The sequence below is a fragment of the Methanosarcina sp. MSH10X1 genome (assembly GCF_004099695.1).
Classification (GTDB): Archaea; Halobacteriota; Methanosarcinia; order Methanosarcinales; family Methanosarcinaceae; genus Methanosarcina.
On sequence record NZ_SCHL01000004.1, the window covers coordinates 216,865 to 232,503 of the forward strand.

Here is a 15,639-nt window from a genome sequence, read left to right on the forward strand (position 1 = left end):
TATATTGTCTAATTTATAAATACAGTATATTTAAGGTTTCGATTTCTACTGCCTTATCTTCCACCCGTGCCTTCAGTCCTGTTATTTGCTGTGTATCTAAAGCTCATTCTTAAATTTTATGATAAATTTTGTTCCATTTTCTTTTTCCAGATCCAGACTGCCCTCTATCTGATCTATAAGGGCGTTCACAAGCTGCAAGCCCAGTGTTTCCGAGTTTCTGAAGTCGAGCGCTTCAGGAAATCCTTTCCCATTATCTGCATAAGTAAGCTTATAACTTTCATTCGCTCCAGAAAGCCTTCCCGGGCTTCCGGGAAGGGTTATATCAGGGGATCTGTTTCCGGCTATTTCTTCGGTCGATTTCTCTCTGGCAAGGGAAATCGAGATTTCCCCACCTGCTCCTGCTGGAAAAGCATATTTGAAAGAATTTGTAAACAGTTCATTTATTATAATACCCAGGGAAACTGCAGTATCAACGCCGAGGAAGACGCTGGTGATATCAAGCTTTACGCGAATTTCACCAGTTTCGGTATTGTATGATTTGAGAAGATCAGCTATTAATTTACGTAGATAGGATGAAAAATCGAGGGAGTCCAGTTTTCCGGATTCATACAGTTCCTGGTGGATAAGGGACATCGACAGAATTCGGCTTTCACTTTCCTTAAAGGCTTCAATGACTTTTCTGTCGCTGAACTTTTCGGCCTGAAGATCGAGCAGGGAAGAAACTATCTGCAGGTTATTTTTAATTCTATGGTTGATCTCCTTCTTGCGCAGCTGTTCAGCTTTTTTCTTTTCCGTAATGTCCCTGCACATCTCAAGAACACCTATAATCTTTCCATCCTCTTCGGTTACAGGGATTGCCTGGATAGACCAGACCCTGCCGTCCTTTGCAGTAAATTCCCCTGATTTTTTATTACCTGTTACGAAAATCTGCTCAAGCTGCAGGTAATCGGATAACAGCCTGCCTATACCGGCAACGTCGTCAAGGGACATCCCCAATGCCTTTTGGAGATCCATTTTCATACATTCGAGGGCAGCTTTGTTTGCCCAGATAATCTTACGTTGAGGGTTTACGAAAATTACCAGTTCGTTCAGAGAATCGAGCAGGACCTTCTTTTCCCGCTCCTGCGCCTTTAATTCCTGTTCCGCAAGATAAATCTCGTTTAACATCCCGTTGATCTCTCTTGAGAGGCGGTAGAGCTCGTCATTATCTTTAAGCGACAATCTTCTTGAAAGATCCTTTTCCGACCTGACCCGGGTAACGAAATTATCAATTCCTGTTAATCTTGAGATAAATAGCCTGTCAAGCGCAAATTTAACTCCTGCCCCGGTCATAAGCCCTGTTAACAAAAGGAAAAAATACATATTATTGAGGGTTCTTTCGCCGTGCGAATACAGTTCTCTTGGAAAATCCGCTCTCATAATCAGGGCAGGTTTGCCTGAAATATCCGGCAACTCAAAATAGCCAGCTATTCTCTCTTCACTAAGGGGTTCTACAATAGTTTTGTCAGGATTCTCTGAAATACTTTTGAATTTGCTCCGGAAATCAGGAGGCAAGTCCCCATCGGTCCTATACATCAAAAGGGAAGAACGGGTAACTCCTTTGAAATCATCAAGAAGGGCATTGTCAAAGTATCTCCCAAAGATCAGAGTGCCTTTCACAGGCCCTCCGTGTGTTGTTGTAAGAATCGGATGGCATGAAATAAAAATAGGGTTCTCATGGAGCAAAATAAAACCGCTTATGGTGTCATCTTCCGTTTTTGTGAGAAGAGTTCCGTCTTTAATTAGTTTGAGCAGGTCTTCAGGAATATGTGCTTCTTCTTTAGTATCCAGATTTACTGATTTTGCATAGACTACGGATCCGGATTCATTTACAAAAATCATAACATTAACGTTAATTCCGGCAAGAGTCTGATTCTGGAGGTTTACATTTATATACTGCCGGTTTCGATCCTCAATGAATTCATAAGTATCATCCCAGCAGGCCCAATCCTGTACGTTATAATCAAGATACCTCTGTTGAGTTGAAACGGCATTCCTTACCCTTTCTACATTATCCAGTGTGTCAGCCTGTTCCAGCTCCAAAAAGTTTGAAAGCTGCATATTATGGGATAACGTAAATGCTGCAATAAGAACTGCAAAAATTAGAGCAGTGATTATAAAAACCTTTTTACTGATATCTATTCTGGACACCCCACAGCCTGTAGATAAAAGAAAACTAAGGATTATTTAAGAGGAAAACTAAGGATTATTAATCTATAAAGTAAGAACACTATATAAAATTTAGGATAAATTTGAAATAATTAAAAAAGGTAGATTGTTATTTTCCGGTTACAGGGCTTATGGCAACAAAGTAAAAATAATATTAAAAATACTCCTCCAAAAATCAGTTTCGTTTTCCTTCGAAAGCCAGTTTCGTTTTCCTTCGGAAGTCAGTTTCATTCTCTTCCAAAACTCAGTCATTCTCTTCCAAAACTCAGTCATTCTCTTCCAAAACTCAGTTTCATTTCGCAGGCTTGACATTGAAATACATTAATTAATGTCCAGAAAACGGTAAGACTATCCTATAAATGAAAAAAATTAAGATTTTAGCTCAGTAAATTAAAAAAGCTATAAAAGCTATTGCCCTTATGAAGCTATACTCAGAAACAGATGAGCCATTAAATAGTTATCTTTGCCGGTCCTGTTCCTTTACCTTCTTTTCCAGAAGCCCATAAACTGCTGGGCTTTGAATTACTTCTCCTCTGGCATTGTAACGAGAACCGTGGCAGTGGCAGTCCCAGGTTTTGTCAGCATCATTCCACGATACAGGGCATCCCATGTGCCTGCATGCAGGATTGAGGGTATAAAGTGCACCCTGCGGGTCCCTGTATACTGCCACCTTGTCCTCCCCTTTTTCAATTAAGCTGCCCTGATCAGGCTCGACTTCGGGGAGATCTTCCCGGACAACAAATTCGGAACCCTGCCTCGATCTTGAAGGCTCGTATACTTCAGTCCAGGGGTTATCCCTGCCAAGAATGGTATCCGTAAGGATAATTGCTGCAGCAGTGCCTGTTGTCATGCCCCACTTCCGGAACCCGGTAGCCAGATAGGAATGCCCGCTGTCCGGGGTAAGCCTGCCGATAAGCGGTACCCCGTCCTCAGATATTACATCTTCAGTCAACCAGCGGTAATCAATAGACCTTACATTGTAGATCGATTTTGCCCAATCCTCAAGCTGCCTGTAATGCTCATGTGTTGGATTTCCATGCCCTGTCGGATGACCCTCGCCAACCGCGAGCACCAGTTCACCTCCCTCGGCAGGCTGGGAGCGCAGAGATCGGATCGGCTCCTCGGCATTGATAAACATTCCATCCGGAAACGTCTCTTCAATACGTACTCCAAGAACATATGACATTGACTGGGTTAGTCTTTTGAATAACTCCCCAGGCTTATCGAAGATCGGGTAATTCGTTGCTTGAATGGCATCCCCGGCTCTTACTGTTCCCCTATCAGTTTTTATCACCACGGGTTCTCCTCCCTCTATCCCGAGTGCCCGTGTTTTCTCAAAAATATAGCAACTATCTCCTTCAAGCTCCCTGGCAAGTGCACACAGGTATTTTCGAGGATGAAACTGCGCCTGCCTGTTGAAACGGACTGCACCGTAGGTATCAAAAGGCAAAGGCAGACTACTTTCAAATGTAGCCGGAAGCCCAAGGCTCCTGGCTGCCCTGACCTCATCCAGGATCTTCTGTGCGGAATCTTCAGAGCCTGCATATACATACGCAGGTTTGTGCTCAAAGTCGCAGGATATGTTCCATGAGCGGACTATGTATTCAATTCTGTCAATTGCCTCCTGGTTAGATTCGGCGTACTGTTTCGCCGGTCCTCTCCCTACTTGTGAGATCAATCTGTCGTAGATGAGGTTGTGCTGGGATGTGATTTTTGCAGTCGTATAACCTGTAGTCCCTTTTATTATCCTATCTGCCTCGATAACTGCGACAGAAACTCCGGCTTGCTTCAAAAGAAAAGCCGAAGTAATTCCGACTATTCCTCCCCCTATTATCGCTACATCTACGCTAATATCCCCTGAAAGAAAAGGATAATTTGATTCAGGGGTTGTCGCCAGCCAGTATGATTCTGCCCTGCCAGGCAGAGTATAGCCGGTATCTTTCCCATTTGTCATATTTGTCACTGAACCTTTGTTCTCGTTTATCCAGAAGATAAGAATACTTCTCTCACCGGCAACGGACGAATGCTTATAAATCAATTATGTCCGGGTCGGTTATGCGGTCCTGCAAACATACTGAGATCTCACTCCCTGACTTTCTTCTCCGAAAGGCTATAAACCGCAGGACTTTTAATTACCTCTCCCGTTGCCTTATAACGGGAACCGTGACACGGGCAGTCCCAGGTTTTTTCTGCATTGTTCCAGGAAACAATACATCCCATGTGCTTGCAGGAAGGATCAAGCGCGTGGAGTACCCCTGCCTCATCCCTATATGCTGCAACCCTTTCGCCTTCGAGCTTGACAACTGCGCCTTCTCCAGGTAAAATCTGCGAAGCTTTCTCATGAACAGGGGTTATTCGTTCTCCCACAAGTCCTTTGGTTGCTTCGGCAGCCTGTGAAATGAAGGTTTTAGCCGATTCGATGGGTTTGAATCGTGAAGGATTATATACTTCCTCCCAGGGATTGGACTTTCCCAGGATCATATCTGTAAGAATCATCGCTGCAACCGTTCCTGTGGTCATGCCCCATTTCCGGAAACCCGTTGCGATATACAGGTTTTCGTTACCTGAGGTCATCCGGCCAATATAGGGAACATGGTCAACGGTTATGACATCCTGAGTCGACCAGTGGTAATCAATGGAATTGACTGAGTAAACTGACCTGATCCATTTCTCAAGTTTCCGGTAGTGGTCAATTTCATTCCCCTCTCCAGTCCTGTGCCCTTCTCCCGATACAAGTATGAGCTCGCTTTCCCCGGCAGGCTGGGAACGCAGGGATCTGACAGGTACCTCGGCACTGATGAACATTCCATGCGGGAAGGGCTCTTCAATACGAACCCCCAGTACGTATGAGCGCGATTGATGCAGGCGCTGGAAAAAGAGCCCTGGTTTGTCTTGAATTGGGAAATGGGTCGCCTGTATAACCCTGTTTGCCTTAATAGTCCCTTTATCCGTTGTTATGGTTACAGGGCCATCCCCTTCGAGCTTCAATGCTCTTGTCTTTTCAAAGATATGGCAGCCATCTCCCTCAATCTCTCTTGCCAGAGCACAGAGGTACTTTCTGGGATGGAACTGCGCCTGATTGCCGAAACGGACCGCACCGTATGTTTTAAAAGGCAGTAAAAGATCAGATTCAAACGAGGCAGGAAGCCCGAGGCTTTGAGCTGCGTCTACCTCATTTCTTATATCTCCAGCCGACTCCTCAGAACCGGCATAAACGTAAGCCGGCTTACGGACAAAATCACAGGCTATGCCTTTTGAGCTCACTATGGAAGCTATCCTCTCCAGGGCCACCTGATTGGATTCTGCATACTGCTGCGCCTGCTCTCTTCCGAATTTTGAAATCAGGCGATCATAGATCAGGTTGTGCTGGGAAGTAACTTTTGCAGTCGTGTGACCTGTTACCCCTGTGAGAATCCTATCCGCTTCGATTACTGCCACGGATTGCACGCCTGCTTCCTTTAAAAGGAAGGCTGTTGTAATACCCACTATCCCGCCCCCCAGGATTGCCACATCCATGTGCATATCTCCCGAAAGACGAGAATAGCTGGACTCAGGCGTGGTTGCCATCCAGTAAGATTCTGCCTTTCCAGGCAGGATATAATCAGTTTCTTTGTCGTCTGCCATATCTTTCACCATTTCGACTCTGCTTTAATAGACCGGTTCCTGCTCTCACGTCCCCATGTTCGATTATACAGCCACAGGTCTATTTTCCTTATTTTAACATCCTGTTCTCCAGAGTGCAATATCCATCTACTTCAATTTCTACTGCAAGAAAAGCAGGATATTTTCCGGGATGCGGACTGTGTTTTATTACTAGATTGATAAGAGGGGATGCCAGTAGCCGGGCATGGATGCTTCCTGCTACCGGCTTCCCCATTGTATCCCAGGTTTTTATTTTACAAGCTGGCGATGCCGAATCCCATTACAAGGGCTACTGCTTCCCCAGCAAGTATGCCATAGAACGGGTTGGATAGAGCCGTGACCGCCAGAGCCGCAGCTCCTGGCAGCGGATTTTCTACCACCTGAGGCAGTTGCTGGGGCAGGATCACGAAGATGCCCAGAACCACAAGAAAACCCGCTATCGCCTGAAGCGGGACATATTCACCTACTCGTTTAACCAGACCCAGGAGGGTTATGCCCGCCATCAGCGCCATGAAAAGCGCAGTTGAGAAAACCGGATCCGGCGTCGCAGCCATAGGTGCCGGAGTAGTCTCAATCGGTCCTCCACCCATCAAGGCGCTGGCGAGGCTGCCCAAACCTGCCATCAGGGTCACTCCATCGAGATGAGGTTCAACTCCTGCCAGATTAGAGTTGACCGTGTCGTACGAGACTACTGCCCCGGTTCTCAGGGCAAAGAGAGAGAAAGCGCCGATGAGTACCGGGCGGGAGATCCAGTCCTTCGTGTTAAGCTTTATCCGCCCAAACCTGTTACCCCCATCGTCGCCATCCTCTTTCTCCTCGCCGTCCTCTCCGCCATCGTTCTCTTTCCTGAAGCTCTCGGGCGCGTGTCTCTCGGCAAGGGTTCCCAAGACTACGCTCGCCACTATTACCCAGACCAGATTTCCGGTAAGCAGATATGCCACAACTCCTCCGGCAGTAGAGAACCCCGCTGTATGGGGTTTCTCCTTGATGTAGCCAGCTCCTACCTCCGTCAGTATTATCCCGACACCAGCAATGATGCCACCTATAACCGCTTCGTCCAGTATCTCAATGAAACTTGAATAAAGGCCGAGAAGACCCAGGATAATGCTTGGAATTGCCGAAAGGATGACTATGTGCATTATCTGGGGCCTGGACTGGGCAGTGCGCGTGGCAACGGTGATGCTCTCCACTGTGAAAGTGATTGGCGTTACAGCTCCGTAAAACCAGGTAAGAAGAGCGCCTATGGCGTAGCCAAAGCCTGCAGCCCTGGCGCTGAACCTGTGCCTGACCGCGTACATGCCCTCAGCGACACCGTCGGCGCACATGCCGACCGCTGCTATAATGGCTTCGATCATTTCAGTCCCTCCAGACCTGCACCTAGCCGCAGGCCATTATGCTACTCATGCTACTCCAGGGTCTTATCGAGAGCCCTTTCTCGGGCTGGTACACAGCAGCTAACCCAGTGCTCTGTCCGGACAAAGGAGCTCACCGCTCCTTGGTCACCACACTGCCGGGAGCGGCTGCGGAACCCTTCTCATCAACCTCCCTTGCTTTCTCGGTCTGAGGCTCACCCTTGCGGGTGCGGCCTAGCTTGCCTGCCTCGACCTGGGCTGCCAGGGCTTCACATATCAGGCGTACTCCCATGAGCGAAGTTACGTCTGAGATATCGTATGGCGGCGAGATTTCGACTATCTCCATGCCGATTAACCCCTCCCTGGCAAAGTTTCGAACCAGCTTGAGAGCTTCCCTCGGATACAACCCTCCTGGCTCAGGCCAGCCTGTGGCTGGGCAGAATCCTGGATCTATCGAGTCTATGTCAAATGAAAGATGGACTCCTTCAACACCATCCCAGGCAACCTCAAGTGCCATTTTGGTCACCTCCTCTATACCCAGTTCCTCGATATCTCCAATGGTAATGACCGTGGAACCTCCCTTTCGGCCTTCTTCGACTCCGGGCCTTGGAACCTGCCAGCCTCCTATGCCTATCTGTACCAGATTGCCCATGTCAAAATGCATCTCATGAGCGGCCCAGTAAAACGGCGTGGTATGCATCTTCTCGTCAAGATCAGTCCTCTGGGTATCGATATGCCTATCGAAATGTATTACGCCGATGTCCTTTCCAAAACCATTCATCAGCCCGCGGGCTGTGGGAAAACCTATAGAGTGGTCTCCGCCAAGGATTACCGGAAACACCCCTTTGCCTCTGATATATTCGATCCCTTTGGTTATCTGGTCGAAGGATTTCTCTATATTTGCAGGAATGATGAATAGATCTCCAACATCCACTATATCGAGCTGCTCTCTCAGGTCTACCCCAAGCTCGTAGTAGTAAGGTGTATACAGGCCTGAGATCCGGCGCATGCCTTCAGGGCCGAACCTGGGTCCGGGACGATAGGTAGTACCCGTATCCAGGGGGCAGCCAACAATTGCCACTTCGTGTTCGCCAACCTCCCGGATGTCAGCGAGGAAAGGCGACTTGAGGAAAGTGTTAATTCCGGCAAAGTGTGGAAGTTCACCCCGGGCGAAGGTGCTTGCCAGCTCTTTATCCTGAATCGACTCCGCAGGGTCCAGGCCGAACATGTGTGCTCTTTGCAGTTCCTTCTTCAGCCTCTTGTCTGTAAGTTCATCTTCGTACCGTTTGGCGATTTCACCCTGAAGCTCCTCACGGCGCTTCTCTTCTCTTTCAGAGAGTTTTTTTTCTTTTGCCATTTGATCTGCTCCTTTTGCTCATGCCCCCGCATAAGTAAAATTTTTTTACTGATATATTTCTAACTGTTTTGGAGACGCTGAAGCGTAAAGGATAAAAATCAATCAGCTCCAAGTTTAACCCAGCAAAACGTTCTGGTAAATCGCAGTGCTTAGACCCCTATTTGTGCCCCCGTCTCCAAGGTTAACTTGTAACTAAGAGTATATATTATTGGGCTCTATAGAAATTCTCGATTTGAACCCGGAATTAAGCCTATCATTTTTTGTGTATGTTGCAGACTAATAGTTATATTAAACGTAAGATTGGAGTGACCTGAATACCTGAATCTTTGTCACAGCCGGGTCCATTAAACAGCTAAATTTCAGGAATTTGCTCAGGTTTTGCAAACCCTTTATTCACATTTCGTCCTCTGTATCTATACTCAAATAGGTACTACGAAATTATCTAATTAAATATTATAAAAATCAATAGTAATATTAACTCAGGTATCACTGGTGGAGACAGAATAATTAAAATGAAGATTGGAACCGGAAGTCAGGAATTGAAATGGAAATCCGGAAACTCCCGGGTCCCGCATGAGTTCTTTCAGAAAAGGGGCTCTGGGGAAACTGGCAAGATACACTGATCTTCTAACTGGCACACGTATTTTAAGCTATAATATGAAGTATCGAGGTACGTATGAGGTATCTGGTATTTTTGAGGGGAGTACCCGGCTCAGGCAAATCAACCTTTATCAGGGAGAATAACCTCGAGCCTTATACCATTTCTTCAGATAGCATCAGGCTGATCCTTAAGCCGCCTGTACTATCTGTCACCGGAAAACCTGTGACCTCTCAAAAAATCAATCATCGGGTCTGGGGGCTCATTTATTCACTAATTAAAAGCCATATGGAGGACGGGGATTTCATAATCCTTGACGCAACAAATGCGGGAAATGCCGATATTGCCAAATACAGGAAGCTTGTCAGATTCTACAGGTATGAGGCTGTCTGTATCGATTTTACGGATGTTCCCCTTGAGATTGCGAAGCAGAGGAACAGGAAAAGGCCTGAATACGAAATTGTGCCTGAAAAGGTAATTGATGAGATGTATTCTATAATAAGCAGGCAAACCGTGCCATCATTCGTTAAGGTAATAAAGCCACAGGAATTTCATGAAAGGCTCCGATATAAGGCTACTGACTTTTCCCGTTACAGGAGAATCCATCACATAGGAGATATAAATGGGAATTACAGCGCTCTCATGGAATATCTCACATGCGGGCTGAACGAGAGTGACCTGTATATTTTCCTGGGAGATTACGCAGGCAGCGGAACTGAAAATGCCGGGGTTATCAAATTTTTAACTTCCATAATGTGCAGGGACAATGTGGTCCTGCTCGAAGGGGAACACGAGTCATGTTCCTGCAGACCGGCAGAAGGCGAAGAACCCCGAAGATTCGGGTTCCCGGATACCCTGTATAATCTTCCAGAGATGAAGCAGGCAGATATTACAGAAGATGATATTCTGGATTTATGCAAAAAATTGAGGCTATGTGCTTACTATAAATTCCAGAACAGGTGCGTACTCGTAACTCATGGGGGCCTGAGCAGCCTTCCTGAAAATCTGATTTTTGTCGGAGCCGATCAGATGATTAACGGCGTGGGCGATCCAGGTGATGCATATCTTATTGCTACGAGCTTTAACAATAACACAAATGAGAACACTTACCAGGTTCACGGGCATAGAAATCCGGAGAATCTTCCTATTAAAAACGGCAGAACATTCAATTTGTGCCCCGGAAAAGATGATTTCCTTAGAGTCGTCACTCTTGACAGAGATGGGTTTTATAGCCGGGAAATTAAGAAAGGGGTATAAACCGATCTCTGTTCTCGAACCGGAAGCTCCATTTTTAGGGGATGCCTCCTGCTCCCGGCTGATCTGAAAGATCTGCAAAAATATAAATCCAGAATATCTTTAAAGTTTTAGCCAGAGTTCTTTACAAGAGCCAGCCAGACCAAACTATCTAAAAGCTTACTTTTTAGCCTTCTTATTTTAGACTTCTTTTTTAGGCTTCTTTTTTAAACTTCTTTTCTAGGATTATTAGTTTAGCCTTCTTTTTTAACCTTCTTTTTTAGCTTTCCTTCTTTTTTAGCTTTATTAGTTTAGCCTTATTAGTTTAGTCTACTTATTTTTTAATCTGAGATTCATAGTCGAATCTATCTGATCATCAACTTTCTCTATATAATCTATTGTAAATTCCTGAGGACTTACGAGCTTAATTATAAAATCCTCCCTGAATTTTTTGCCATCCTTGAGTCCGTCATATCCTCCTTTCAGAGTATTCCCGTCGGACCAGGAAGCGGTGTGATCATGTGTTTCAGCCATGTTGGTGATACTGTAAATATGCAGTTCTCCGGTTTCTTTATCGAAGCCAAAAAGGTTATCCAGCTCATAGGTACCCAATTCTTCCACTTCGAACCTGTTTGCCGATTTCAAGCCCCATCCGCCCGCAGCCATGCTGAAATTCCATGTTCCCTCCAGCTTCATAACGCTTCCTCCGGTTTTTATGACTCCTTCAGCAAGCCAGTCGCCAAGAAATACATGGAGTTTTTTTATCTCGGCAGGAATCGGATACATTTCACTAATAGTAGGCATAATATCTACTCCCCCATACATCGGTTACGCTGAGAGGCAATATGTAATTTCTGTTGTACCCGGGTACACGGTTTATCAATTGGGAATTATTTGCTGGAAAACAGATCTTGGAAAACAGATCTTAAGTGTATCCGCACAGACTGGACGGGTAAAAAATTTAAATTTAAGGTTCAAGTTGAAATCCCAATAAAAACAGGTCAAGCCCTGATTAATAAAAAGGGAGAATGTGCCTGGAAAACCCCTGAGGTGGGAAATCTAAGCTAAATTTCAGCCGGGGAAGTTTTCGAAGCTTATGTAAACGGGAAACCTAAGCTGGAGATCAGGTAATAAACCTGAAAATGCAGGCTTTTCAAAAGCCTGAGACCTTTTTGGCGTTTTCTGGATACTAGCTGAACTCCAGTAAAGAGTTTGAAGGCAATTCAATCCTGATCGGATCAGGCAGGAGCTTCCTTGTTCATGATATAGGCAACCATTTCAGGGTTGATTCTGCTCTCCCTTGAAACTTTTGCTTCAATATCCTCATTGGATTTACCTTCGGTTTTCATCTCCTTTATTTTCTCAATAACTGAGGATGGAATGGTGTAGTATTCGTTAATGTCCTTTCTGTGACCCCATACATCGCCTTCGATAAGCTGGATTTTCTGCATTTCAAGGAACATTTCTATGGATTTTGAAACCGTGCCCATGTAAGATTTAGGTAACTGAATAACATCGATTTTTGGGCAGGTTTCAACCAGTGCAAATATATCCTTGTTCGAAGGTCTGAAAGCCAGATGAACAATACGTTCATTAGGGTTAAGTGTAAAGATTTCTTCTCTTGAGCTAACAACTCTAATTTTCATGTTTTTCCCCCACTGTGAAGTTTTTTTACGTTTTACATTGATATAAGCTATTTACACTGACTATAAATATTTATCTTATAGTTCCGTTATTTTTTATATAGTCTTCCTGGTTTATGGCTTCCGTTAATGTCTTCCAACTAACCAGAAAAGAGAGTTGACCGGAAAAAGTACTGGGAGTAAGGAAAATCCCGCTAAATAAAAATAGCTTTAACAATTAATGTAGCCTGATCAGGTATTTATTGTTTATAGCTGTTATTTAATTGAAAGTCCTTGATTATAATAAAACTCATTAGTCAATATATATAATTAAGGGTAAAATTATAGAATAGGTAAATTATAAGATTACAGGCTATTATCAGGGCTGGAATTATTCAAACGCTCATCTTCTCTAAATAAATTATTGCGACGTTATTATTAAATCCTTAAATTCAAAAGTGGGAGCCTTTTATTAGTAACTGCATGTAGACATTAAGGAACATTATTTTTATTAAGGAAAATTTATCGGGGTTTTTATCTTGTCGAAAACAAAAAAGGTTATACTGGTGGTATTCGGAGTATTGGTTGCGCTTCAGGCTATCGCTGGCAGTGCTTCTGCTGCAACTATTTATGTAGAGTCTGGAGATTCGATTCAAACAGCAGTAGATAATGCACTTCCCGGTGATACGGTAATTGTAAAACCGGGAATCTACGAAGGAGATATAGAGATTTCAACTCCAAATCTAACTGTAATATCAAGCAGTCCTTATAAAGCAATAATTGAAGCTAAGGAGAATGCGTTCAATATTTATGAAAGTAATGTTGTGATAAAAAACTTTGATATAAAAGGCCCGGGGAAATCCTCAGGAGTTTGTTTTTCGTTTACCCGTACCGAATCTACAGATGGGGCTTTTTCCTGCACGGTTCAAAATAATAAAATATCCAACTTTAGCATTGGTGCAGACGTTGGATTTTATATGTACAGCGGAAGTGAAGATATTCTTAACAACGATATCTCCAACTGCCAGACAGGAATATATGCCTTTGATCTTATGTTTGAGACTCTGACAATTAGTGGGAACAGGATTACGAACTGTGATAACGGACTATATCTCATTGATGCCTCGTGCATAGTTACCAATAACAATTTTAATAACACTGTAAACGTAAATGCTCCTGATGGAGCCGGATGTACTTTCAACACAACGAAAGCAGTCGGAAAAAACATAGTAGGCGGGCCTTATCTGGGCGGGAACTATTGGGCAACCCCTTCAGGCAGGGGTTTCTCACAGACTCATCACGATAGCAATGAAGACGGTTTTGCAGATGAGCCATATAAGCTCGAAGATTCTCCTAATTCTGTTGACTATCTGCCTCTTATACCTTTGAAAACCCCGACAGCAGCTTTTTCGGCGTCTCCTACCTCAGGAAAAGCCCCCCTGAAAGTTCAGTTTTCTGACAGAAGTACAGATTCACCTGTTCTGTGGAAGTGGAGTTTTGGAGATGGAACCTATTCAACCGCCAAAAACCCTGTACATAAATATGGTAAAGCCGGAAAATATACTGTTAGCTTAACAGCAAGGAATAAAAAAGGCAGTAACAGTGAAACCATTTCAAATTATATCAGTGTAAAGTAAGTAATGTAATAAGTAATGTTTTAAGTAATGGCTTAAACGAAAAAATAAAAAGGCACGGTCTAAATGTAAAAGGTCATGTTTTAAAGCACGGTCTAAGGGTAAAAGGTCGTGTTTTAAAAACTGGCATAATATTTTCAGATGTAAATCGGTACAACTTCTAGAACTGAATCCTGAAGAGCAGAAGATATTTCTGTGACATGCTAACGTTTATTTCAATTCAGAGCCGATTGATCATATATGGTGGATATTGCAGGGAGAAAAGATCTGCGAGAAGCTAATCTTAAAGGAACTGACCTTCGAGGAAAAAACTTTCAAGGAGCTGACCTCGAAAAGGCTGACCTTATAGAGACTGACCTTAGAGAGGCTAATCTTGAAGGAGCGAACCTTAAAGGGGCTGATCTTTTTAAGGCAAATCTCAGAGAGGCTAACCTTGAAGGAGCTTATCTTATATGGGCTGACCTTAGATGGGTTCAGCTTGAAGCGGCTCACCTTGGAGGAGCTCACCTTGAAGGAGCCAGACTTGAAGAAGCTAATCTTGAAAAGGCAGATCTTAAAGGGGCTTATCTTGAAGGCGCTAACCTTATAAACGCTGACCTTGGAGAAGCGAATCTCGAAAGAGCTACCCTTAAGGGAGCCAATCTTGAAGGCGCTAACCTTGAAGGGGCAAAACTCGAAACAGCTTTGCTTGAGGAGGCTTACGGCCTGTCACCTGACCAGCTTTCGAAAGTGAAAACCCTTTATAATGCAAAATTAGATGAAAAGCTCCTCTTAGCACTAAAAGAGAAGTGTCCTGCACTTTTCGAGAAGCCTGAATACAAGGAATAATGGAGAATCATCAGAGTATTACTATAAATCTTTGTTTTCTATCTTCTGTGGATTCAGCATTCAATTTAATTCGCTGATAACCCTCCCATATCTATGCAACGCTTATATTCAGACGAGCGAGAACCATTGCAGAAACAGGATTTTTTACTATCCGGTGTCGCTTATATTAAAACATCGAAAATTTCAAATCTGTTTTGTGAGTTTCCTCATGTCAAGAGATTGAGCATATGAGGTCATCTTTTAATATTATAACCCTGTCAGGACACATAATCTATGAACGCATACCAGTTGCAGCGATTACAGTAATTCGTTAATAATAAGAAATTAGCAGGAGTAAGCAGGAAGTGATAGTATGACCGAAAGACAGGTTGAAAGTGTACTTATCGAGATTCCGAAAGGGAGCCGAAATAAATACGAGTATGATAAAGAGAAAAAAGTGATTAAATACGACAGAATGCTTTCTTCTTCAATGGTATATCCTTCAGATTATGGTTTTTTCCCAGATACCCTGGCCCTCGACGGTGACCCGTTAGATGCAATGGTTTTAACCTGGGAACCTACCTTTCCGGGATGTGTAATAGATGTACATCTTGTGGCATTATTTGACATGGAAGACGATAAAGGAAGGGATGAAAAAATCCTCTGCGTTCCAAAGAATGATCCTATGTGGAATTATATTGAGTCCGTTGACAAGGTTCCGCCTCATCTATTTAAGGAAATTACCCACTTTTTCCAGAATTATAAGAAACTGGAGGGTAAACATGTGAATGTTTTCGGATGGAGAGGGCTCGAAACAGCAGTCACCATACTTGAGGAGGCTAAATCCCGATATATTCAGCAGGAGAAACAATGAGATCATCAAATCAATGAGTATAACCTAGTGGTTATCATTTTTGCTTTTACGGCTGGGGAGACATAAAAAGTATGCTGTGTTGAACTATACTGTACTAAAATAGTGTGTAGTTTGTTCAAAATGTAAAGTAAAGGTTTTTTGAAATAAATATGGAGCATAATTATTTATTGAGCTGAGGTTATAAAAACAATTTATATATATAAATTATAAAGGAAATTCCTATAAAAGGAATTTCAAGCAGGTAAATAAAATATTAAATAAAGAGATAATATTGAGACAAGAAGAATCTGACTTTACACCTGAGACAAGAAG

Annotated in this window: 12 protein-coding genes; 4 read left to right on the forward strand and 8 right to left on the reverse strand. The window is 43.6% G+C overall.

Going from position 1 to position 15,639, the window contains the following annotated elements; all coding sequences use genetic code 11:
• Positions 1–96: 96 nt before the first annotated feature.
• From EQO05_RS05465 to EQO05_RS05485, 6 genes are all read right to left on the reverse strand, one after another.
• Complete coding sequence (locus EQO05_RS05465) at positions 97–2,190, reverse strand: CHASE4 domain-containing protein (RefSeq protein ID WP_240664348.1); 2,094 nt, start codon at positions 2,188–2,190, stop codon at positions 97–99.
• A gap of 475 nt (positions 2,191–2,665) precedes the next feature.
• Positions 2,666–4,162, reverse strand: a complete 1,497-nt coding sequence (locus tag EQO05_RS05470; RefSeq protein ID WP_128504598.1) for an FAD-dependent oxidoreductase — start codon at positions 4,160–4,162, stop codon at positions 2,666–2,668.
• A gap of 128 nt (positions 4,163–4,290) precedes the next feature.
• Positions 4,291–5,832, reverse strand: a complete 1,542-nt coding sequence (locus EQO05_RS05475; protein ID WP_128504501.1) for an FAD-dependent oxidoreductase — start codon at positions 5,830–5,832, stop codon at positions 4,291–4,293.
• Positions 5,833–5,920: 88 nt separating this feature from the next.
• The gene (locus tag EQO05_RS15450) at positions 5,921–6,085 is read right to left on the reverse strand and encodes a hypothetical protein (protein ID WP_164888471.1); all 165 of its coding nucleotides are present in this window, start codon (positions 6,083–6,085) and stop codon (positions 5,921–5,923) included.
• 19 nt (positions 6,086–6,104) lie between these two features.
• A complete protein-coding gene (locus EQO05_RS05480) occupies positions 6,105–7,205 on the reverse strand; it encodes a hypothetical protein (protein ID WP_128504503.1) in 1,101 nt (366 codons plus the stop codon).
• Positions 7,206–7,335: 130 nt separating this feature from the next.
• Positions 7,336–8,559, reverse strand: a complete 1,224-nt coding sequence (locus EQO05_RS05485) for an agmatinase family protein (RefSeq protein ID WP_128504505.1) — start codon at positions 8,557–8,559, stop codon at positions 7,336–7,338.
• Positions 8,560–9,235: 676 nt separating this feature from the next.
• Between EQO05_RS05485 and EQO05_RS05490 the strand changes: the two genes are divergently transcribed.
• Entirely contained in the window at positions 9,236–10,414 is a 1,179-nt protein-coding gene (locus EQO05_RS05490; protein ID WP_128504507.1) for an AAA family ATPase, read from the forward strand.
• Between the two features lie 306 nt (positions 10,415–10,720).
• Here the strand turns inward: EQO05_RS05490 and EQO05_RS05495 are convergent, their stop codons facing one another.
• Together EQO05_RS05495 and EQO05_RS05500 are read right to left on the reverse strand one after the other, a co-directional pair.
• Complete coding sequence (locus EQO05_RS05495; protein WP_128504509.1) at positions 10,721–11,194, reverse strand: hypothetical protein; 474 nt, start codon at positions 11,192–11,194, stop codon at positions 10,721–10,723.
• Positions 11,195–11,628: 434 nt separating this feature from the next.
• Positions 11,629–12,036: a DUF1699 family protein gene (locus EQO05_RS05500; protein WP_128504511.1), complete on the reverse strand. Its 408-nt coding sequence runs from the start codon at positions 12,034–12,036 to the stop codon at positions 11,629–11,631.
• A gap of 515 nt (positions 12,037–12,551) precedes the next feature.
• On the opposite strand from EQO05_RS05500, the gene EQO05_RS05505 reads away from it, so the two are divergent.
• From EQO05_RS05505 to EQO05_RS05515, 3 genes are all read left to right on the forward strand, one after another.
• Positions 12,552–13,649, forward strand: a complete 1,098-nt coding sequence (locus EQO05_RS05505; protein WP_128504513.1) for a NosD domain-containing protein — start codon at positions 12,552–12,554, stop codon at positions 13,647–13,649.
• A gap of 237 nt (positions 13,650–13,886) precedes the next feature.
• Positions 13,887–14,474 (forward strand): pentapeptide repeat-containing protein, encoded by a 588-nt coding sequence (locus EQO05_RS05510; RefSeq protein ID WP_240664350.1) that lies wholly within the window; start codon positions 13,887–13,889, stop codon positions 14,472–14,474.
• Positions 14,475–14,826: 352 nt separating this feature from the next.
• Positions 14,827–15,327, forward strand: coding sequence for an inorganic diphosphatase (locus tag EQO05_RS05515; RefSeq protein ID WP_128504515.1), 501 nt, complete (start codon positions 14,827–14,829; stop codon positions 15,325–15,327).
• The last annotated feature ends 312 nt before the right edge of the window (positions 15,328–15,639 follow it).